Origin of the sequence: Burkholderia sp. SRS-W-2-2016 (assembly GCF_001931485.1) — a bacterium.
GTDB lineage: Bacteria > Pseudomonadota > Gammaproteobacteria > Burkholderiales > Burkholderiaceae > Paraburkholderia.
Genome location: NZ_MSDV01000032.1, coordinates 1 through 21,338 on the forward strand (window position 1 = coordinate 1; position 21,338 = coordinate 21,338).

Here is a 21,338-nt window from a genome sequence, read left to right on the forward strand (position 1 = left end):
GCCGCCCCCACCGCCGCCGCCTTGCGGACGCTGGATCTTGTCGCCGCGGATGTAGTCCGAATTGCCCGGATGCACCATTTCGCGCTTGCCGCCCGGCCCATGACGGAACGACGGCTCCGCGATGTCCTTGCGCGGAATCGTGATGCTCTGGGTGTTCTGAATGTCTTTGATGCTGCGATCGCGCACCGCTTCCGAGACGGCGCGACGAATATAGTTTTTGACGCGACGCAAAAAGCGCTCGCGGTTCGCAATGCTTTTGTTCTTCCCCGCCAACCGACGGTCGATGATTTGATGAAGCACGCCCGGTCTCCGGTGTCGGTCGCAGCCGGTGCGTGGGCACCGGCCGCGATCCCATTAGCTGCGCTCGTTTCAGGTACGCGAGACGCGCGCCGCCTGGGCAGCCACGCTATGTCCATGCGGCTTGCGCGTCGGCGCCCGCCCATACGGTCAGACCGTACGGGCAGCACACGACAGACATCACGCGCGCGTCATGACGACTTGCGCACGCGCAGATACCAGTCGCACAGCAAGCGTACCTGCTTCGGCGTGTAGCCCTTCGCCACCATCCGGTTGACGAAGTCTTCGTGCTTGCGCTGCTCTTCGGCCGAGCCCTTCGCGTTGAACGAGATCACCGGCAGCAACTCTTCCGTGTTCGAGAACATCTTCTTTTCGATCACGACGCGCAGCTTCTCGTAGCTGATCCACGCGGGGTTCTTGCCCGCATTCGCAGCCCGCGCCCGCAGCACGAAGTTCACGATCTCGTTGCGGAAGTCCTTCGGATTACTGATGCCCGCGGGCTTCTCGATCTTCTCGAGCTCGGCGTTCAACGCCGCACGATCGAAACTCTCGCCGGTGTCGTGGTCGCGGAACTCCTGATCCTGAATCCAGAAGTCCGCATACGTGACGTAGCGGTCGAAGATGTTCTGACCGTACTCGGAGTACGACTCCAGATACGCGGTCTGGATCTCCTTGCCGATGAACTCCGCATAGCGCGAGGCCAGCACGTCCTTGATAAAGGACAGATACTTCTGCTCGGTTTCCGGCGGGAACTGCTCGCGCTCGATCTGCTGTTCGAGCACGTACATCAGATGCACCGGATTGGCCGCGACCTCGGTCGAGTCGAAGTTGAATACGCGCGACAGGATCTTGAACGCGAAGCGGGTCGACACGCCGGTCATCCCTTCGTCGACGCCCGCGAAATCGCGGTATTCCTGATACGACTTCGCCTTTGGATCGGTGTCCTTCAGATTTTCGCCGTCGTACACCTGCATCTTCGAGAACAGGCTCGAATTCTCCGGCTCCTGCAGGCGCGTGAGCACCGACATCTGCGCCATCATCTTCAGCGTGCCCGGCGCGCACACCGCATTGGCGAGCGACGAGTTGCGCAACAGTTTCTCGTAGATCTTGATCTCTTCGCCGTAGCGCAGGCAGTACGGCACCTTCACGACGAAGATCCGGTCGAGCAGCGCTTCGTTGTTGCGGTTGTTGCGGAACGCCTTCCATTCCGACTCGTTCGAGTGCGCGAGGATCACGCCGTCGAACGGAATCGCGCCGAAACCTTCCGTGCCCTTGAAGTTGCCTTCCTGGGTCGCGGTGAGCAGCGGGTGCAACACCTTGATCGGCGCCTTGAACATTTCGACGAATTCGAGCAGGCCCTGATTGGCAAGACACAGGCCGCCCGAGTAGCTGTACGCATCGGCGTCGTCCTGCGCGTACTGTTCGAGCTTGCGGATGTCGACCTTGCCGACGAGTGACGAGATGTCCTGATTGTTCTCGTCGCCCGGCTCGGTCTTGGCGATGCCGATCTGCCGGAGAATGGACGGATAGCGGCGCACCACCTTGAATTTGCGGATGTCGCCGTTGTATTCATGCAGGCGTTTGACCGCCCACGGACTCAGGATACTTTTCAGGTAGCGGCGCGGAATCCCGTATTGTTCTTCGAGAATCGGGCCGTCTTCCTCGTAATCGAACAGCCCGAGCGGCGATTCGTTGACGGGCGAGCCCTTGATCGCATAGAACGGCACGCGTTCCATCAGTTGCTTCAGACGTTCCGCGATCGACGACTTGCCGCCGCCGACCGGGCCTAACAGATACAGAATCTGCTTCTTTTCTTCGAGCCCCTGGGCCGAGTGCCGGAAGTAGGCGACCACCTGCTCGATCACCTCTTCCATTCCGTAGAACTCACGGAATGCGGGGTATACCTTGATGACCTTGTTCGCAAAGATTCGCGACAGGCGCGGATCGTTACGAGTGTCGATCTGTTCAGGTTCTCCGATTGCCGTCAACATGCGTTCGCCAGCAGTGGCGTACGCGGCGGGATTTTCTTTGCAGAGCGCGAGATACTCCTCGAGCGAGAGTTCATCTTCTCGCGTTTTCTCGAAGCGGGTCGCGAAACTGCTGTAGATATCCATGCTACCTCCTCGCCGAAGTCTGAATCGATGTCGTGCGCGGCGCGCTATTCGGAAACGACATCGCTCAATTTCATCCTAAACCCTTTTAAATTTTTTTTCACGGGCTACGTAGAGAAAAATCGTACCGTAACCGCATTGCGACACTCCTCACTTGTAAACGAAGTTTCGACCACCTACACTTTTTCACTCACGTTGCACAAACCGCGCCGCACTCATCACGGCAACTACGCTGTCCCGCCCGTCCGCTTTGCTGCCGCCTTTGTTCAGCACCGCATCGCTAATCAGTGTTCCCGCACGTTGTGTCGCTGCCGCCGCGTCGCCGTTTGTGTCGCTGCTTGCGTTGCGCATCGTGTTGCTATTGCACGTGCCGTACCCGCACCGTCGCAGCGACATAAAACAGCGGCTGTGTGCGCACCCACACTTCGTCACGAAAAGCCCACAGGTCATGACGTTTTCGCGAGCCGCCGCATTTCTTCCACAACGCGCGACACGTCGTTCCGGTCTACGCGCGTACGACGTTGTTACATGTTCGAGCCGCGCCGGCACACGTCGAACTGCACACTGTGTTGCAAGCGCATCGGGCAATTCGTCCGCGCGCGGCGCAGTCTGATTCCTCCGTTCGTTTGCCCGGCGACCCGTCCGATCTCACTGCCGCGCCGCCGATGACTGAATCACGGCATTCGCGCGAGGCCCTTTCATAGGTGTATACGGAAATGCTCGCCGAGATTGCAATAAAGTCATAAGGCGAGGTTAATGATTGCAAAGGAATCCCAAAGGCCGCGAATGCCGGTTCGACTCGCAACCCACTTGTCGCGACCCAAATAAAAACGGCTGCCAGATTGGCAGCCGTTTGAACGATGCATCGTAATCTTCGGTTACAAGCGGCGCGGCGCCACTCAGTTCAGTTCGACTTCCACCTCGCCGAGACCGTCGATATGACCGCGCACGATCCCCGCTTCGGCGAGCTTGTGCGCGCCGACGTACGAACCGGTGGTGATGGTCCAGTCGCGTTCGATCGTGATACCCATGGCCGCGCAATGGTTGACGAACCACACCAGCAGCTCGCGCGGATCGCCGGCCGGATTGCCGGTCGCTTCGGGCAGCAGCGACTGGCCGTTAAAGCTCAGCTCCAGTTCCGGCGAGACGAAATCGAAGCCGCGCGCGAGGCTTGCATACGGCGCCGGATGACCGGTGATCAGCGCGCCGTTGTTCTGCGCGTCGGCCAGTTGCGCGAGCGGCGCGACGTTCGGCCATTCGCTGAAGCGGCTGTCGACGATCTCGAGCGCCGGCAGCACCGCGCCGACTTTCGACAACACCTCGTCGCGCGCATACGCCTGGCCGCGCGGCTCGATCGTCTGATCGAAACGGAACGCGATCTCGAGTTCGACCAGCACCCTGAAAAAACCGTCATGCGCGAGCCGCGCCGGCGACGGCAGCACCAGCGAGGCCGGAATCGGCGCGCCGGACGCGGCGCCGCCGGGACTCTTCGCGCCGATCTTCCATGCGCCGGTCGACTCTCCGAGGCCCGCGATCACCGCCTGCTGGATCGCATAGGCGGTCGCCGCATCGGGCGGCAGGCTGTCGGGCGCGGGCGCATCGATCGGACGATGCTGCCGGCGGGCGTCGACGAGGTGTTGTGCAAGATCGTATCGCGTCATGTCGGTGGTTCCTGGCTGGCGCATGGGATGGTGAGTGAAGTTGTGCCGTCAATGTACCGGATCGCGACCCGCGCCGGGGAGCGGGCGCGGCGCGCAAACGTTCAATTGCAGCGCGCGCGATAAAAAAAGACCGCGAAGGCAAACGCCTGCGCGGTCTTTGCAGCCCGATCGCCGTGATCGCGGCGGCCGTCCTTCTATCTGGGAAAACCGCGCACAAATGGGAACGAATGTTGCATCGGCTCGCCAGGTCCAATCACTTTTTCGGCGGAGCGCATCGACGCTATGACGAACCCACGGCTTCAGACTTAGAAGGTCTCCCAATCCTGATCGCCGCCGGCGGCAACCGCCGCTTTGGCGGGCGCACGCGCGGGCGCGGCGGACGGCTGCGGCGCCGAGGCGGTGGCGGGCACCGCGCTCGCCTTCACGGCAGCGGCGGCCGGGGCCGAGGCCGGCGCCGTGGCTCGCGCCGACGTGCCGGCCGGCGCAACCTTACGCACGCGGGTCGCGAGCGAACCCGTCGACGCAACCCGCTTCGGCGTGGCCAACTGCGTCGCGAGCGCATCGCCGCGTCCGCCTTCATCGACCTGGAACACCGCGACCGCGCTGCGCAGGCGACCGGCCTGCTCTTCCAGCGACGACGCCGCCGCGGCCGCTTCCTCGACCAGCGCCGCGTTCTGCTGGGTGACCTCGTCCATCTGCGTGACCGCGCGCGCGACCTGGTCGATCCCGCCGCTCTGTTCCTCGGAGGCCGCCGCGATCTCGCCCATGATGTCGGTCACGCGTTGCACCGCGCCGATGATCTCGGTCATCGTGCGGCCCGCTTCGTCGACCAGCGCCGAGCCCGACTGCACGCGCTCGACCGACGTATCGATCAGCTCCTTGATTTCCTTGGCCGCCGCCGACGAGCGCTGCGCGAGGCTGCGCACCTCGCCCGCGACCACCGCGAAACCGCGCCCTTCCTCTCCGGCGCGGGCCGCCTCGACCGCCGCGTTCAGCGCGAGGATGTTGGTCTGGAACGCAATGCCTTCGATGATCGAAATGATGTCGGCGATCTTCGCCGAGCTCTGGTTGATGTCGCCCATCGTGCCGACCACCTGGCCGACCACCGCGCTGCCCTTGTTGGCGATCTCCGACGCGTTGGCCGCGAGCGCGCTCGCCTGACGCGCGTTGTCGGCGTTCTGGCGCACCGTGCCGGTCAGCTGCTCCATGCTCGACGCGGTTTCCTGCAACGCCGACGCCTGCTCTTCGGTCCGCGACGACAGGTCGATGTTGCCCGCCGCGATCTGGCGCGTCGCGGTCGCGATCGACTCGCTGCCGCCGCGCACGCTGCGCACCGTTTCGGTGAGGCTGCGCTGCATTCTGGCGATTCCTTCGAGCAGTTGCCCCATTTCGTCGCGCGAACCGATGACCACCGGACGGCGCAGATCGCCGGCCGCGATCGCGTCGAAATGGCCGAGCGCTTCGTCGAGCGGGCGCGCGATCGCGCGGCTCAGCGCCAGGTACGACAGCGCCGCCGCGACCACGCCGGCCACCAGCGCGCCGATGCTGACCATCCGGAACGTCGCGAAGCTGCTCTGCGCCTCGTCGAAGCCCTGTTTGGCCGACTCGAACTGGAACTTGCGCAGCGTGTCGTCGGCGGCGACGAGATCGTTGAAGGTCACCTGCAGGTTTTTCGCGTTCTCGATCAGCTTGCTCTGATCGTTCGCGGTAATCGATGCCGCGAACGCGTCGAGCTGCTGGTGCAGCGTGTTGCGCTTCGCGCTCACCTCCTGCGCAAGCCGGTCTTCGTCCGGGTTGCGCGGCAGATCCTGATATTTCTTCCACCACGTGTCGGACACGCCGCGCAGCATCCGCGCGCGTTCGACGGTCGGCGCCGCTTCCGGCGTGCCGGCCATGAACGCGGCGCGATCGAGTGCGAGACGCTCGCGTGCCGCGTACATCTCGGCATTGCCGACGTTGACCGCGCTCGGCATCGCGTTGGTGAAGGTGTCCTGATACGCGGCGTTGGAACGGCTCATACCGAACAGACCGAACACGCCGGTCGCCACCAGCAGCGCCGCGAGGAAGGCCATGGTCAGACCGATTCGCGCCTTGATCGTAATGCCCTTGTTCATGCTTGATCCTGTGTGCTTTGCAAAAATGAGAGGCTGGGAACGCGGCGGGCGGCCGCGTACTTCGAGTCCGGCGCTTTTGGAGTGCGCGCTCTAACTTTTGTTTACGGCATCGCCGCCATATCCTTGAAGCATTTAAAAGGTATGAAGAAAGACGTTGTAAGCAGTTGGAATGCATTACCGAGGAAATGCATTCGCGCAGGCGGACGCGAGGGCGTGCGAGCGGGGCTTGTTAAAGCGCGGGTTTTGAGGTGGGGAGCTGCGGCGGGATCGGGAGGTCGGTTCGCGTCGGTGCTGGTCGGTGCTGGTCGGTGCTGGTCGGTGCTGGTCGGTGCGGGCCGGTGCGGGCCGGTGCTGGCCGGTGCGGGTCTATGCGGGCCGGTGCTGGTCAACCCAGTTCGAGCGGCGGGCAACGGGCAGCGCCGACTCCCGGCCCGCGCGCGGTACCCGACCCGCGGCGGCGGCAATCAGCGCTCGGCCACCCGTACGCGCCCGGCAACCGGCGCGCGGCTCAATCCAGCGCGTCGACTTCCGCGCGGCGCGGAATCGAAGGCTGCGCGCCCGCGCGCGTCACCGACAACGCGGCGGCCCGCTGCGCGAAGCGGATCGCCGTGTCCACCCCGGCGCCTTGCGCAAGTTGCGCGGCGAAGCCGCCAATAAAGGTATCGCCGGCCGCGGTGGTATCGACCGCGGCGACGCGCGGCGCGTCGTACAACGCCGGCGCCGCGCCGTCGACGGCCGCATACACACCGCGCGCGCCGAGCGTGACCAGCACATTGCGCGCACCGGCCGCGCGCAGCGCGGCGGCCGCTTGCGCGGCGTCGTCGGGCGACTCGACCTTCAGGCCGGTCAACGCGGCGGCTTCGGTTTCGTTCGGAATCAGATAGTCGATCAGCGGCAGCCAGTCGGCCGGCAGCGGACCGGTGGCCGGGGCCGGATTGAGGATCACGAGCTTGCCGAGCCGGCGCGCCGCGGCGAGCGCCGCGCGCACCGCCGCCGGCGGCGTTTCGAGCTGGCAGATCACCACCTGCGCGCCGGCCAGCGCCGCTTCGTGACGGGCGATCGTATCGGGCGTCACCTCGCCGTTACTGCCGGCGACGATCACGATCGTGTTCTGGCTCGCATCGTCGACGACGATCAGCGCGACGCCGCTCGGCTCGCGGCCGGTATCGAGCGCCGCGCAGTCGATCCCCTCCGCTTCGAGGCCCGCGCGCAACTGCGCGCCGTTCGGATCGGCGCCGACACAGCCGAGCATCGCGACCCGCGCGCCGAGCCGCGCGGCCGCGACCGCCTGGTTGCCGCCCTTGCCGCCCGCGACCTGCGCGAACGTGCGCCCGGCCAGCGTCTCGCCGGGCTGCGGCAGACGCGGCGCGCGCACCACGAGGTCCATATTCAGACTGCCGACCACTGTCACGCGTGCATCGGTTGAATTGCTTGCCACTTGCCTGTCCTCCGTGACGCGGCGCCGGCTGCGCGCCGCGCGGGGTTTCGCGAGCTGCCGCGCGTCTTGGTCAGGGTTTCGCCGGGGTTCGCCGGGGTTCGCCTTAACTAACCGCGCCTCGCAAATACCGTTACGCCGCCAGTTCCCGCCGCATTTCACCCGCCCACGCAGCGGTCGACTCGCGCACGATCAGCCGCGGCGACACCACCCGCCGGCGCGCCGGCGCGCGCGGCACCGGGTTCGCCGCGCCCGCCTCGCCGATCCGCTCGATCAGCGTCTGCGCGGCGATATCGCCAAGCTCGCGCACCGACTGCCCGACCGTCGACAGCGACGGAAACGTGAAGCGCCCCAACTCGATATCGTCGAAGCCGATGATCGAGCACTCGCGCGGCACGCTGATGTTGCGCTCCGCGGCCGCACGCAGCGCGCCGATCCCCATCATGTCGTTGACCGCGAAAATCGCGGTCGGCCGCACCGTGTCGAACAGCTGCGCGGCCGCGCGATGGCCGCCGCTGCCGGAAAAATCGCTCTCGACGATCGCGTCGCCCGCAATCTCGATCCCGCGCTCGGCCATCGCGCGAATGAAGCCGTGGACCCGCATCGCGCTGACCGCCATCTGCACCGGCCCGGTGATGCAGCCGATCCGCACGTGGCCCAGTTCGAGCAGATGACGGGTCGCCAGATACGCGCCCTTCTCGTGATCGATCTGCACGAGGTCCGCACTGATCCCCTCGATATTGCGGTCCACCACGACCAGCGGCTCGCGCGAGTCGGCCAGCGTCTGCGCGAGCACCGCGTCGTCGCCGGCCGACGCGACGATCAGCCCGTCGATGCGCTTTTCCTGCAGCACGCGCAGATAGTTGCGCTGCTTCGCGGGATCGTCGTCGGAGTTGCAGAAGAACACGCAGTAGCCGTTGCGCGCGCAGCCGTCCTCGATGCCGCGCGCGAGTTCCGCGAAATACGGATTCGTGGCGTTCGGCACCACCAGTCCGATCGTCGCGGTCGCGCGCGCCTTCAGCGAACGCGCGACCGCCGACGGCACATAGTGCAGTTGACGGATCGCGAGTTCGACTTTCGCGCGCACATCGGCCGACACCGGCCGCGAGTTGTTCACCACGTGCGATACCGTCGTGAACGACACCCCCGCCACGGCCGCTACATCCTTGATCGTCGCCATAACCTGTTGCTCTCCTGTCGATCACGTCCTCAAAGAAGACGGAACGGACCGATTCGTTTCATCCATCGTTGCGCGCTTCGCACCCCGCTTTGCGCGTCCCGCATTACATCCCGCCGTGCAACATCACCCGCGCTTGCGGCGGCTGCGATAGGTATCCAGCACCACCGCGACCACGATCACCGCGCCGGTGATCATCCGTTTGGTCGGCTCGTTCGCGCCGATCTGCGCGAGCCCGGCCGCCAGCACCGAAATGATCAGCACCCCGAAAAACGTGCTGATCACCGAGCCGCGCCCGCCCATCAGACTGGTGCCGCCGATCACCACCGCCGCGATCACCTGCAGCTCCACGCCGACGCCCGCGTTCGGATCGGCCGCTTCGAGCCGCGAGATCTGGAACAGCGCCGCCAGTCCCGCCAGCGCGCCCATCAGCGCGAACACGATCACCTTGTACGGGCGCGGATTGACGCCCGCGAGCCGCACCGCTTCCTCGTTGGTGCCGATCCCGACCAGGTAGCGGCCGAACACCGTGCGCGTGAGCACCAGCTGCGCGATCACCATCACCGCGACCGCGATCAGGAACGCCGGCGAGATGCCGAGCGCGATCGGGTTCGACAGAAAATCGAACGCGTCGCCGATATACGCGGTGCGCGAACTGGTCATCTGGTACGCGAGCCCGCGCGCCGCTTCCAGCACGCCGAGCGACACGATGAACGACGGAATCCGCCAGCCCACCGTCACCGCGCCGGTCACGGTGCCGGTCAGCGCGGCGACCGCGACGCCGAGCAACGCGGACGGCAACGGCGGCCAGCCCCACTTCAGCGCGGCCACGCTCACGACCGACGCCCCCAGCGCGAGCACCGAGCCAACCGACAGATCGATCCCGGCGATGATCAGCACGAAAGTCATCCCGACCGACATCACGACGAGATCCGGAATCTGGTTCGCGATCGTGCTGAACGTGTCGTAGGTCAGAAAGTGCGAACTGAGCAGCGAGAACAGCACGATCATCGCGAGCAGCGCGCCGGCCAGCCCCAGATAGTTCGAAAACCCGAGCCGCGTGCCGGCCGGCTTGCCGCTCGCGAGCGGCGCCGACGGATCGGCGGGCAGCGCGCCGTCCTTGCCGCCTTTGCCGTCCTTACCGGTTGCCGCCGCGTCGCGCCACGATCGATCGGTCATCCCAGACTCCCTGCTTCGTTGGTCACGGGGCTGTGCAGCAGCGCGTCGCGGCCGCGATAGCCGGCGAACGCGGCCGCCAGCAGCGCGTCCTGAGTCCAGCCGCCGCGCTCGAACACGCCGGTCAGACTGCCCGCCGACATCACGCCGATCCGGTCGCAGATCAGCATCAGCTCGCGCAGATCGCTCGACACCACCACCAGCGCCCGGCCGTCGCGCGCGAGCGCGCCCATCAGCCCGTAAATATCGAACTTCGCGCCGACGTCGATCCCGCGCGTCGGCTCGTCGAACAGCAGCACCCGGCATTCGCGCGCGAGCCAGCGGCCGATCACGACCTTCTGCTGGTTGCCGCCCGACAGTTCGCCGACGATCTGCGCCGGCCCCGAGCTGCGAATCCGCATCGCGTCGATCTGCTTCTGCGCGAGCGCGTTTTCGCGCCGCGCGTCGACCAGACCGTGGCGCGCGACGCTGCGCAGATTGCCGAGCGACACGTTCGCGGCGATCGGCTGCGGCAGCAACAGGCCTTCGCCCTTGCGATCCTCGGTGATCAGCGCGATGCCGGCGCGCACCGCGTCGGCCGGCGAGTCGATCGCGACCGGCGTGGGCGGCGCACCGGGCGTCGCCGCGAGCGACACGCTGCCGCCGTCCTTGCGGTCGGCGCCGTAGATCAGCCGCATCAGCTCGGTGCGGCCCGCGCCGATCAGCCCGCTGATGCCGAAAATCTCGCCCGCGCGCACCTCGAACGACACGTCGCGCACCGCGCTGCCGCGCGCGAGCCGCTCGACCTTCAGGAGCGGCGCGCCGATGTTGCGCGCGCCGAGATCGATGTGCTCGCCGAGTTCGCGGCCGACCATCCACGTGACGATCTCGTCGCTGGTCAGATTCGCGATCGCGTCGACGTGCACGAGGCGGCCGTCGCGCAGCACCGCGACCCGCTCGGCCACCCGCGCGAGTTCCTCGAGCCGGTGCGAGATGTAGACCAGCGCGACGCCGCGCGCCTTGAGCCGGTCGATCTGCTCGAACAGCAGGTCGACTTCGCGCGCGGTCAGCATCGCGGTCGGCTCGTCGAGGATCAGCACCCGGCAGTCGTCGATCAGATTGCGGGCAATCTCGACCATCTGCTGATGACCGATCCCCAGTTCGCCGACCAGCGTGTCCGGATCGATCGCGTCGAGCCCGACCTGCGCCATCGCTTCGCGCGCGTTCTCGCGCAGCCGGCGCCGGTCGATCCAGCCGAAGCTGAACGCGCCCGCGCGCGGCAGCCGGTTCAGGAACAGGTTCTCGGCGACCGACAGCGTCGGCAGCAGATTGAGCTCCTGCATCACCATCCGCACGCCGAGCGCCTCGGCCTCGGTGCGGCTGGCCGGCGCATACGGCGCGTCGGCGAGGCGCATCGTGCCGGTGGTCGGCTCGACCAGTCCGCCGACGATCTTCGACAGCGTGCTCTTGCCCGCGCCGTTCTCACCGGTCAGCGCCAATACCTCGCCCGCGCGCAGCGACAGCGACACGTCGGCGAGCACCGGTTCGGCGTAGGTCTTGCCGAGACCGCTGACGCTCAGTACGACAGGCAAGGCGGATTGGTCGGTGGAATCCATTGCGCTCCTGGTTCCGTGACGGCTTCGTTGCGCTGGCGGCCGTCACGAGTCATGCCGGCGCTGGCGCGAAATGCGCGGGCTCGCCGCCGCGCGCGGCTCCGATCGCGCGACCGCCGTCATGACGCTTAACTCTTAAATTAACGGCGCCGCGACGGCATTCTTGAGCGTTTATTGAATAAATGCGGAATAGATGCAAACGGCGGGCAGCTTTGATGCCCGATGCATGTTCCGCACCGGGCTCGCGGGTTGCCGGCGTTACTTCAGCGTCTCTTTGGTCACCAGATCGACCGGCGTTTCGACCACGCCCGACAACTGCGACTGTTTCTTGTTTTCGCTGAGCGCCTTCAACGCGGTGTCGATGCCGAACACCGCCTGCTTGGCCGCGTATTGATCGGCGGTGGCGAGCACGCGGCCGTCCTTGAGCATCGGGTGAATCGCGTTGATGTTGTCGTAGCCGACCACCAGCACCTTGCCCTGCTTGCCGGCCGCGCGCACCGCCGACACCGCGCCGATCGCCATGTTGTCGTTGCCGGCGAGCAGCGCCTTCAGGTTCGGGTACTCGTTGAGCATCGCCGACGCGACCGCGTTGCCCTTGTCGATTTCCCATTCGCCCGACTGCACCGACACGACCTTCGCGCCGACCGTCTGCATCGCGGCCTTGAAGCCCGCCGTACGCTGCTGCGCGTTGGTGGTGGTCGACACGCCTTCGATGATGCCGACCTGGTCGCCCGACTTCAGCCGTTTGGCGAGATAGTCGCCGACCTTCTGCGCGCCCTTCGCGTTATCCGGGCCGACAAACGGCACGTTCAGGTCTTTCGACTTCAGCACGTCCTGATCGAGGCGGTTGTCGATATTGACGACGATGATGCCGGCGTCGACCGCTTTCTTCACGACCGGCACCAGCGCTTTCGAGTCGGCCGGCGCGATCACGATCGCGTCGACCTTCGAGACGATCATCTGCTCGACGATGCGGATCTGGTTGGCGGTGTCGGTTTCGTCCTTGATGCCGTTGGTGACCAGGTCGAACAGACCGGGGTTGTGTTTCTGGTAGTCCTTCGCGCCGGTCTCCATGGTCAGGAAGAACTCGTTGGCGAGCGACTTCATCACCAGCGCGACCTTCGGCTTGTGGGCGGGCGCGGTTTGCGCGTAAGCGGCGGACAGCGGCAATGCGGCGGAGGCGGTGGCGAGAACGGCGGCGGCAAGCAGGCGACGGCGGGTCCAAAGGCTCATGCGTATCTCCTCGGTGGTCGGGCTCGCGGGCGAGCCGGATTGTTCTTACGCCCAAACGTTTGCGACGGCTATTCTCGGCGCAAGGCTTTCGCAATGTCAACGACCGGCTCTGCTGCGATGCGGTGTTGCGCCGGCTACAGCCAGCCGGCCTTGCGAAAGCGCCGGAACAGCATCACGTCGATCAGCACCATCACCGCGATACAGGCCGGGTAGCCGAACCTGAAATGCAGCTCCGGAATCCGCTCGAAGTTCATCCCGTAGATGCCGGCGATCATCGTCGGGACCGCGAACAACGCGGCGAACGAACCGAGCCGCTTGGTGATTTCGCTTTCCGCGAGCGAGATCATCCCGAGATTCACCTGCACCGCGGTGACGACGATTTCGCGGCGTCCCTCGATGGTCCGCACGATCCGGTCGAGATGGTCGTAGACGTCGCGGAAATACGCCTGCATGCCCGCGCAGATGCTCGGAATGCGCCCGCCGGTCAGCTTGCTGACCGCCTCCTGCAGCGGCACGATATGGTGCTGCAGGATCACGAGGCGGCGCTTCATCGTGTACAGATCCTCGACGATCGCGCGCGAGGCGGCCGAATCGTTCTTCTCGAAGATGCGGTCTTCGAGCGTTTCGAGCTCGGTGCTCATCGCCTCGACGATCGGAAAGTAACGGTCGACCACGTCGTCGATCAGCGCATACAGCACGAACGCCGACCCTTCCTTCAGCAGATGCGGCTCGCGCTCGCAGCGCGTGCGCACGGCCTGGAACCCGGTGCGGGTGCCGCGCCGCACCGACAGCACGTAGTTGCTGCCGACGAACACGTCGACCTCGCCGATCACGAAATCGCCGTTCTCGTCCATTTCGACCGTGTGCATCACGGTGAACAGCGAATCGCCGTATTCCTCGATCTTCGGGCGCTGGTGGCCGTGCTGCGCATCCTCGATCGCGAGTTCGTGCAGGCCGAACTCCTCCTTCATGATCGCCAGTTCGTCGGGAGTCGGGTCCTTCAGCGCGACCCAGACGAAACATTCGGGGCGCGAAACATAGTCGCTGATGTTTTCGATCGTGATGTCGGCGAGTTTCCGGCCGTCCTGGTAGGCGGCGCAATTGATCAGCATGTTCGAAGTACCTTGCAAACTGAACAGACCGGCGCGCGCCAATGCGCAAGCATCGTGTAAGGCGGGCGGCGGGTCTGCCTGAAAACGGACAGGCGCGCGTCGGGACGCGGCGCGGCTGCCGCCATGTTACGGCGCGGCGCGGCGATCGCGCGTATCCAATTGTTAAGGAGTGGCGGCACGCTACTGGGCGACCCGGCGCAGGCCGATACGGTGATCGTCGTTGAAGGTGACCGACGCGCGGTTCGTGTAACGCGGATCGGCGGTCACGATGAAGTTCAGCTCGACGACCGGATCGAACTGCGTCGACACGCCGAGCCGGTGCGTGCCGGGCGGCAGATAGAACGTCACGTGCTCGCCATTCATCAGATCGGTCACGCGCTCGCCGTCGATATAAACCAGTGCATCGCGAAAGCGCACGACCACGTCGCGCGAACGCTCACGGCGCAGATCGACCGCGACGAGGCCGGGACCCGGCTGCGTGTAACCCTGTTTGATGATGCGCTCGACCGGCACCGGTTTGAACGCGACCGGCTCGGCCGGTTCGGATGCGCAGCCGGCCAGCGCGAGCGCGATGCAGATTGCAAGGGCGCCGCGGGCGGGCGCGCCGGCAGCGCGTGTCACGCCGGCTTCCGGTGCGGCGCGGCCGCGGCAAGACAGGCGCATCGGCATGCTGTTCTCCCCCTTGTTATTGATTGTGGCGTGGCCCGCGCGATGGTGGCGTGACGCGTTCGACGCGGCGACGGCCGCACGCTGGCTCGCATGACTGTTGTGCGTTGTTATGCATGATAGCAACGCGCACGCGTTGCGCCAGCCCGGGCCAGCCAGCCGCAGCAGCCGCGCCGCGGCCCTCTTGCGCGTCACCGGGTTCTTGTTCATGATCGCTGCACAGGTGGCCGCGCCGGGCGTTGCGGCGGTGGCCGCCGTAATCCGTCGGCATGTCCGCCGATCCGCGTAACCGGACCCCTGACCTCTGCCCGCCGACAGCGGGCGCACGCTCAAGGAGACTGCGATGTGGTATTTCACCTGGATTCTCGGCGTCGGCGTGGCGCTCGGCTTCGGCATCATCAACGTGATGTGGCTCGAGACCAACGGTAAGTTCGCACGCGATCCGGTGCCGCCCGACACCGCCGCGGCCCCGCCCGAGGACCGCCCTTCGTGACCCTGCTGGCGTTCTTTTGCGGCCATGCGGGCACCGGCAAGACCACCCTCGCGAAACGGCTGATCGGCCCGTTGATGCGGGCCAGCGGCACCCCGCTGTGCCTGCTCGACAAGGACACGCTGTACGGCGGCTATAGCGCCGCCGCGATTGCAATGCTCAGCGGCGATCCCAAGGACCGCGACAGCCCGCTCTTTCTCCAGCATCTGCGCGACCCCGAGTATCGTGGGCTGATCGATACCGCGCGCGACAACCTCGAACTCGGTATCGGCGCGCTCGTCGTCGGGCCACTGTCGCGCGAGGTGCGCGAGCGGCGGCTGTTCGACCGCGCGTGGCTCGGCGTCGGCGCCGACGTGAAGCTGCGCGTCGTGTGGGTTCATACGTCGGACGAGACCGCGCGGCAACGGATCGTCGCGCGTGCGAATCCGGCCGATGCGTACAAGCTCGCGCATTGGGACGAGTACCGGCAGCGCCGCTTCGTGCCGAGCGGCGCGGCCCGCGACGATCTGCTGATGTTCGACAACACCGCGCCCGAAGCGGCCGATTACGATGCGCTGCTCGCGCGGATCGTCGCGTAGCGCGGATGGTGACCGCTCCACTGCGCAAGCGTCATGCAAAAAGCCCCGCGAAAGCGGGGCTTTTCTTTTCCTGCGGCCTACGACATCACGTAGTTCAAACCGTCGCCATCGCCTCCAGCGACTGTCCTTCGTACAGCTTGCCGAAACGGTTTGCAAGAAAGTCCGCCAGCGACACCTGCTCCTGCCGCACGAAACCCCGTTGCGGCAGCTTGCCTTCACGGAACAGATCGAGCACCGCGCACATCGCGCCGGCCGTGGTGATCTGGATCGCGCTCATCGGCACGCCGCAGACGGTCTTCGCGAAGATCTTGCGGGTGAACACTTCCTGCACCAGCTGACCGTCGCGCATCCCGCTCACGGTGATGAACACCAGCACGACGTCCTGCGCGGTCGACGGCACCGAGCGGCGCATGATCGTCTTCAGCGTGTCGCGGTCGCTCGCGAGCCGCAGGTCTTCGAGCAGGAACTGCATCAGGTTGCGATGGCCCGGATAGCGCACCGACTTGTAGTCGAGCGATTCGACCCGTCCGGCCAGCGTTTCGCACAGCGTGCCCAGACCGCCGGAGGTATTGAATGCTTCGTACTCCGTGCCGTCGAGCGAGAAATGCTCGAGCCCTTCGAGCGGCTGCACCCACTGCGTGCGGCTGTCGCGAATCGCCTCGCACGGCTGGCAGTACTCGTTGATCAGACCGTCGACGCTCCACGTCAGGTTGTACTTCAGCGCATTGGTCGGAAACTCGGGCAGCGCGCCGACCCGCATCTTCACGTCGCGGATTTCGCTGAAGCGGTTCGCCAGTTCGTGCGCGGCGATGCCGATGAAACCCGGTGCGAGACCGCATTGCGGCATGAACGCGTGCTCGGCGTCTTCCGCGATCGCGCGGATCGCGTGGGTTGCGCGCACGTCCTCGGTCAGGTCGAAGTAATGCACGCCCGCGCCCTTGGCCGCCGCCGCGACGTTCACCGCGAGGTAGTACGGCAGCGCGTTGATCAGTACGTCGAAGCCTTCGAGCGCGGTGCGCAGCACGGCGGCATCGGCGGAATCGACACGGCGCGTCGGGATGCCCTGGGCGGCGAGCTTGTCGAGTGCGTGCTGATCGCGGTCGAACGCGACGACTTCGTAATCGCCGGTTTCGCGCAGCATATGAGCGATGGTGTGACCGATCAGACCTGCGCCAACGATAGCTACTTTCATCTGCTTTCTCCTTGTTATCCGTGTGCTGTCTCCGGGCCCCGGAAGCCGCGCCGCGCCTCGCGCACGATGCCTGCGGGCCGAACCCATGAATGACAGTGTAGAAACAAGCAAAAACAGTTCATACCCGCAAAATGCTGCGCTATGACCAGCATGTTCGACGTTATGACGATCCGATCAGTCGATTTGTCGAAAAAGCGTAAAAAAGCCGTTAACGCGGGGCTGCGGGTAAGGTGCCGGTCAGACGGTGCCCCGATCGATCTTGCGCGCCAGAATGATCGACGTGGTGGTCCGCTCGACGCCTTCGAGACCGCCGATCTGATCGAGCAGATCGTTCAGCCGTTCCGGCGAATCGGCGCGCAGCCACGCGACGTAGTCGAACTCGCCGCTCACCGCGCACAGCAGTTGCACCTCGGGCATTTTGCCGAGACGCTTCTGCACCGCCGGTCCGTGTTTCGGCGCAATGATGATGCCGACATACGCGACGATGCTCGAATCGAGCACGTCCTGGCCGAGCCGCACGCTATAGCCGGCGATCACGTTGCTGCGTTCGAGCCGCGCGATCCGCGCGATCACGGTGGTGCGCGCAACCCCGAGCTGGCGCGCGAGATTCGCGACGCTTTCGCGCGCATTGGCTTGCAGCAGCGCAACGAGGTTGCGGTCGAGGTCGTCGAGCTGGTCGAGGCGCGGAGGTCTCATCGAAGGAGGTATGGAGTTGGCCGAGGATGTCGCGGATTATCGCGCGTCCCGTGCCACAACCCTAGCGTGACCCTAGTGGGACTCGACCGGCGACGCGATGTCGCGGCGAGCTGTCACAAGCACACGGCACACTGTCGGCGGCCGCGGTGCGCCTCGTTAAAAAGTCCGCGAGCCGTTTCCCTTTCGTTTCGGTTGTAAGCGTTTGTCGCACGGAAACCGGATTGAAGGGATATCGTGTTACTAATAGCGGCGACGGGCGAAGGCGGCGGACGATTGCCGTGCGCCGCTATTTGCCGCCGGCGCGCAAATCACTTGTCACCGCGCGCCGTGTCTCAATACGAACAGACATCAGGAGTTTCGATGAAAAAAGCACTGGTTATGCTGGCTACGGCCGTTTCGATGGGCGGCGCATTCGCCCAAACCGCCGCGCCGGCTTCGGCCCCGGAGAACACTGCGTCGGCCCCCGCGGCCAAGGCCGGCCATGAGCGCAACGTCGAAGACCGCATCGCCTATCTGCATTCGCAGCTGAAGATCACCCCCGCGCAGGAAACGCAATGGAAGGCGTTCGCCGACGTGATGCGCGGCAACGGCGAGACGATGGGCCAGCTGTTCCAGCAGCGCAAGGCCGAGACCAACGTCAGCGCGCTCGACGACATGAAACAGTACGCAACGATCGCGCAAGCGCATGCCGACGGCATGAAGAAGCTGGTCGATGCATTCGACCCGCTGTACAGCAGCCTGTCGCCGGAACAGAAGAAGCTCGCCGACGCGACCTTCCACCACGGCGGCCCGGACGGCGGCCGTCATCGCCAGCATCACGGCAAGGGCAAGGCCGGCAAGCCGGCGGCCGAAGCCGCCAGCGACGCAGCCGCGAAGTAATTTCGACGCTGAACGCCATGAACGCCCGCCGCCCGGCAAAGCCTGCCGCGCGGCGGGCGTTTTTTCGTCCGGTCTCTGGAAACAGCCCGGCTGCTTCAGCCATCTGGCATGATTCGGGATCGCGGCGCCAGGCCTATGTGACCCGGCGCTCGACGCAGTCGTACACCCATTCGCAGCCGCATCGCGGCCGCGCGCACTCCACCCGAACTCCCCACACCGCTTCATGACCGAACTCAGGAATCTCGATCTGCGTGACGATCCGCACGCGCAACGCGTCGTCAAGGACGAAACGGTGAGCGTCGAATTCGCCGCCGCCGAAGGTCAATTGATGAGCCTCGAAGGCCCGAACCGCTACCTGCGCGGCGACGCGCTGATCACCGGCTCGACCGGCGACCGCTGGGTCGTGTCGCGCGAACGCTTCGATGCCAAATACCTGCCCGCCGATGCGGCGCTCGCGCATGGCGAGGCCGGTGCTTATCGGAATCGCCCGGCGGTCGTGCTCGCGCGGCGGATGGACGAAAGCTTCTCGCTCGCGCGCTCGGCGAGCGGCGGCGACGTGCTGCACGGCGCGGCCGGCGACTGGGTCATGCAGTACGCGCCGGGTGATTACGGTGTCGTGCAGGCCGCGCGCTTTGCGAAGGTGTATCGGCTGGCGGATTGACGCGGTTCGCGTCGCGTCGCGTTGCCGGTTGCCGGTTGCCGGTTGCCGGTTGCCGGTTGCCGGTTGCCGGTTGTTCAATGATTGAGCCGTCTCAGTCGCCGCGGCCGTTCCGGGCCGCTTAAGCTCATCCGCCACTCGCCTCAGGCGAACTCGTCGCCGAGATCGACGGTGACTTCGCGAGGCACCACCTCGCCGTTCGCGTACATCTCTTCGAGCGAGCCGAGACTCGCTTCGACATACGCGCGCAGCACCGCGAAGCTGCGGCCGCGCAAACGCGCCGGCATCGCGCGATAACGCGCAAGCGCCGCTGGCGCGATCGCAACCGTCATCTCGATGCGCCGCGCGGTCGAACCGAAGCGCATCGCGACCCAGTGGATCGTCAGCGTGGGCGTGCCGTCGTCGGCCGCGCGTTCGATGAATTGCGTCTGCTCGGGAAACAGATCGCTGATGACGCGCGCGAGTTCCTCGAACTCGGGATGCGCGCAGTCGTATTGGTAAGCTTCCATGAAGGCTGCCGGGAAAGATGGTGCGGAGTGGTTCTGCGATGCGTCTCGCGGGTGGTTCCGTGAGTGCTCCTGAACGGTACGCGCATTTTAGAGAAACGTGCGCGCGATAGCGAGGCGCGGCGGGAGGGTCCGGTGCCGCGGTCAGCGTGTCCTCCTCCGACAACCGCGACGGCTACCGCTCTCGCCCGGTCCTCACTCTGCAACCTCGCTCGCCGCTACCGGCTCCTTAGGTCACCCCTTCGGCCGCCCCTCACGCCACAGCCGCGACCGGCCGCCGATACACCCGGATCACCCAGCCCGCAACGAACACCGCCGCGACCGCATAGATCGTATCGACCGCGGCGAGCGGCAGCAGGCGCGCCTGCGACAGCGCGGCGGGCACGTCGATCAGCGCATGCAGCACGATCGCGAGCGGCAAAATCGCGTTCCGGCCGGCCCGCACGCCGCGCCACATCAGCACCGACAAGCCGATCTGGAACACCAGCGCCGCCACGCGTTCGAGCACGAAAATGCCGGCCAGTTGCGGGCTCAGGCTCGCGAGGATCAGATGGACCCGCATCACCGATTCGGCCGGCAGATTGCCGAGAAAGCTGTCGAGCCGGCCGCGATTTTCCAGCACCGCGAACACGAGCCACTGAATCTGCACGACCACGCCGACCATCCACGCTTCCGCGCCGCCGTGGCCGAGGCCGTAGCTGAGCGCGGCGCCGTCGTCGGCTCGCGCGGCGGCGCTGCGCTCCGCGCGATTCGCGGTGGTGCGCGCACGGGCGCGCGAGCTGGTGCGGGAAGCAGCATTTGCGGTGCCGCGCCCGGCCGCGCTGGTGTTCGCCCCGGTATTCGCCCCGGTATTCGCACCGGTATTCGCACCGGTATTCGCACCGGCACTCGAGCTCGCATTCCCACCAGCAGTCGTCGCGGCGTCCGCCCGAGCCCCCGCACTCGTCCCAGTCCGCGCGGCCCGCTTGATCAGCCAGCGCATCCCGATGAACCGCCCCACTTCCTCACACACGCCCGCGATCAGCGCGCCATACACGACGAACGCGACCGGCTGCGACAGCAGCGCCGCCGTCGTCGGGTTGCCGCGCAACAGATAGTCGTTCAACGCGCGCTCGATCACCATCGCGAACAACGCGAACACCGCGACGCCGGCGATCGCGTCGCGCGGCCTGAGCGCGAGCGGCAGGCGCAACTGCCGGTAAAGCAGGAACGGTAACGCGGCGATGACGAGCGTAGCGAGCGCGAGGCTCGCGAGGGTAAGCGGTGCGACGACCATGAATGTCCTTGCGGGATTGCTAGCGATGACCGGCGCGCAACCGCTGCGCGCCGCAGCCCCGCATGATCGCAGATTGCTCGCGAATCAGCGCGCGGTCGACGCACGCACGATCAGTTCGCCCGCCAGCAGGCAGTCGCGCGCGCTGGTCTGCGCGCCTTCGATGCGCTCGTGCAGAAATTCGACCGCGCGATAGCCAATCTCATAGGTCGGCTGGCGGATCGTGGTGATGCCGGCGAGTTCGGCCCAGTCGGGGTCGTCGATCGACAGCAGCGCGGCGCGCTCCTGCCAGCGCGCGCCGTAGCGCGCTTTCAGATGCAGCGCGACACGCAGCGCGACCGGCGCGTTGGCCGCGAACAGCGCGACACGCGGAGAGCGGCCGCCACGGCTACCGTCACCGCCGCTGCCGCCGCCAAGGGCACTCTCGCCGTTACCGCCAACGTCAACGCCATCATCAACGTCGACGCCGACGCCACCGCCACCGCCACCGCC

Annotated in this window: 20 protein-coding genes; 4 read left to right on the forward strand and 16 right to left on the reverse strand. The window is 66.1% G+C overall.

Translation table 11 applies throughout. From position 1 onward, the window contains the following. The 11 genes from BTH42_RS15285 to BTH42_RS15340 all read right to left on the reverse strand — a co-directional run. Positions 1 to 300: DUF444 family protein (locus tag BTH42_RS15285; RefSeq protein ID WP_143752075.1), on the reverse strand; the 300-nt coding region annotated here is incomplete at its 3' end. Between the two features lie 188 nt (positions 301 to 488). Then, on the reverse strand, positions 489 to 2,411 hold the full coding sequence (locus BTH42_RS15290) for a PrkA family serine protein kinase (RefSeq protein ID WP_075300791.1): 1,923 nt from the start codon (positions 2,409 to 2,411) through the stop codon (positions 489 to 491). Positions 2,412 to 3,307: 896 nt separating this feature from the next. Continuing rightward, on the reverse strand, positions 3,308 to 4,069 hold the full coding sequence (locus tag BTH42_RS15300; RefSeq protein WP_075300795.1) for a 2-keto-4-pentenoate hydratase: 762 nt from the start codon (positions 4,067 to 4,069) through the stop codon (positions 3,308 to 3,310). 305 nt (positions 4,070 to 4,374) lie between these two features. Continuing rightward, positions 4,375 to 6,183 (reverse strand): methyl-accepting chemotaxis protein, encoded by a 1,809-nt coding sequence (locus BTH42_RS15305; protein ID WP_075300797.1) that lies wholly within the window; start codon positions 6,181 to 6,183, stop codon positions 4,375 to 4,377. A 508-nt stretch (positions 6,184 to 6,691) separates the two neighbouring features. Beyond that, positions 6,692 to 7,621: a ribokinase gene (gene rbsK, locus BTH42_RS15310; RefSeq protein WP_075300805.1), complete on the reverse strand. Its 930-nt coding sequence runs from the start codon at positions 7,619 to 7,621 to the stop codon at positions 6,692 to 6,694. 130 nt (positions 7,622 to 7,751) lie between these two features. Further along, complete coding sequence (locus tag BTH42_RS15315) at positions 7,752 to 8,798, reverse strand: LacI family DNA-binding transcriptional regulator (RefSeq protein WP_075300807.1); 1,047 nt, start codon at positions 8,796 to 8,798, stop codon at positions 7,752 to 7,754. 123 nt (positions 8,799 to 8,921) lie between these two features. Then, positions 8,922 to 9,974, reverse strand: a complete 1,053-nt coding sequence (locus BTH42_RS15320) for an ABC transporter permease (RefSeq protein WP_075300809.1) — start codon at positions 9,972 to 9,974, stop codon at positions 8,922 to 8,924. Next, positions 9,971 to 11,566: a sugar ABC transporter ATP-binding protein gene (locus BTH42_RS15325; RefSeq protein WP_075300811.1), complete on the reverse strand. Its 1,596-nt coding sequence runs from the start codon at positions 11,564 to 11,566 to the stop codon at positions 9,971 to 9,973. The genes BTH42_RS15320 and BTH42_RS15325 overlap by 4 nt, the downstream gene beginning before the upstream one ends. Before the next feature lie 255 nt (positions 11,567 to 11,821). Further along, positions 11,822 to 12,796 (reverse strand): sugar ABC transporter substrate-binding protein, encoded by a 975-nt coding sequence (locus BTH42_RS15330; RefSeq protein WP_075300813.1) that lies wholly within the window; start codon positions 12,794 to 12,796, stop codon positions 11,822 to 11,824. Positions 12,797 to 12,930: 134 nt separating this feature from the next. Further along, positions 12,931 to 13,908 carry a magnesium/cobalt transporter CorA gene (corA, locus tag BTH42_RS15335; RefSeq protein ID WP_075300831.1) on the reverse strand — a complete coding sequence of 326 codons (978 nt, stop codon included), beginning with the start codon at positions 13,906 to 13,908 and terminating at the stop codon, positions 12,931 to 12,933. Positions 13,909 to 14,088: 180 nt separating this feature from the next. After that, on the reverse strand, positions 14,089 to 14,529 hold the full coding sequence (locus tag BTH42_RS15340) for a hypothetical protein (RefSeq protein ID WP_256702046.1): 441 nt from the start codon (positions 14,527 to 14,529) through the stop codon (positions 14,089 to 14,091). A 388-nt stretch (positions 14,530 to 14,917) separates the two neighbouring features. Between BTH42_RS15340 and cydX the strand changes: the two genes are divergently transcribed. Further along, positions 14,918 to 15,067, forward strand: a complete 150-nt coding sequence (gene cydX / locus BTH42_RS15345) for a cytochrome bd-I oxidase subunit CydX (protein WP_075300815.1) — start codon at positions 14,918 to 14,920, stop codon at positions 15,065 to 15,067. Beyond that, the gene (locus BTH42_RS15350) at positions 15,064 to 15,642 is read left to right on the forward strand and encodes an ATP-binding protein (RefSeq protein ID WP_075300817.1); all 579 of its coding nucleotides are present in this window, start codon (positions 15,064 to 15,066) and stop codon (positions 15,640 to 15,642) included. The genes cydX and BTH42_RS15350 overlap by 4 nt, the downstream gene beginning before the upstream one ends. A 94-nt stretch (positions 15,643 to 15,736) precedes the next feature. Here the strand turns inward: BTH42_RS15350 and BTH42_RS15355 are convergent, their stop codons facing one another. Then, positions 15,737 to 16,834, reverse strand: a complete 1,098-nt coding sequence (locus tag BTH42_RS15355; protein WP_075300823.1) for a saccharopine dehydrogenase family protein — start codon at positions 16,832 to 16,834, stop codon at positions 15,737 to 15,739. A gap of 237 nt (positions 16,835 to 17,071) precedes the next feature. Then, positions 17,072 to 17,530 (reverse strand): Lrp/AsnC family transcriptional regulator, encoded by a 459-nt coding sequence (locus BTH42_RS15360; protein WP_008922942.1) that lies wholly within the window; start codon positions 17,528 to 17,530, stop codon positions 17,072 to 17,074. 360 nt (positions 17,531 to 17,890) lie between these two features. On the opposite strand from BTH42_RS15360, the gene BTH42_RS15365 reads away from it, so the two are divergent. Both BTH42_RS15365 and BTH42_RS15370 read left to right on the forward strand, forming a co-directional pair. Next, the gene (locus tag BTH42_RS15365) at positions 17,891 to 18,409 is read left to right on the forward strand and encodes a Spy/CpxP family protein refolding chaperone (RefSeq protein WP_075300825.1); all 519 of its coding nucleotides are present in this window, start codon (positions 17,891 to 17,893) and stop codon (positions 18,407 to 18,409) included. A gap of 223 nt (positions 18,410 to 18,632) precedes the next feature. Beyond that, positions 18,633 to 19,070: a PGDYG domain-containing protein gene (locus BTH42_RS15370; RefSeq protein WP_075300827.1), complete on the forward strand. Its 438-nt coding sequence runs from the start codon at positions 18,633 to 18,635 to the stop codon at positions 19,068 to 19,070. A 140-nt stretch (positions 19,071 to 19,210) separates the two neighbouring features. Here BTH42_RS15370 and BTH42_RS15375 read toward each other — a convergent pair whose 3' ends face one another. The 3 genes from BTH42_RS15375 to BTH42_RS15385 all read right to left on the reverse strand — a co-directional run. Next, on the reverse strand, positions 19,211 to 19,576 hold the full coding sequence (locus BTH42_RS15375) for a DUF3022 domain-containing protein (RefSeq protein WP_075300829.1): 366 nt from the start codon (positions 19,574 to 19,576) through the stop codon (positions 19,211 to 19,213). Between the two features lie 250 nt (positions 19,577 to 19,826). After that, a complete protein-coding gene (locus BTH42_RS15380) occupies positions 19,827 to 20,849 on the reverse strand; it encodes a YhfC family intramembrane metalloprotease (protein ID WP_075300830.1) in 1,023 nt (340 codons plus the stop codon). A gap of 84 nt (positions 20,850 to 20,933) precedes the next feature. Then, a partial coding sequence (locus tag BTH42_RS15385; protein WP_256702047.1) for a substrate-binding domain-containing protein occupies positions 20,934 to 21,338 on the reverse strand: 405 nt, incomplete at its 5' end.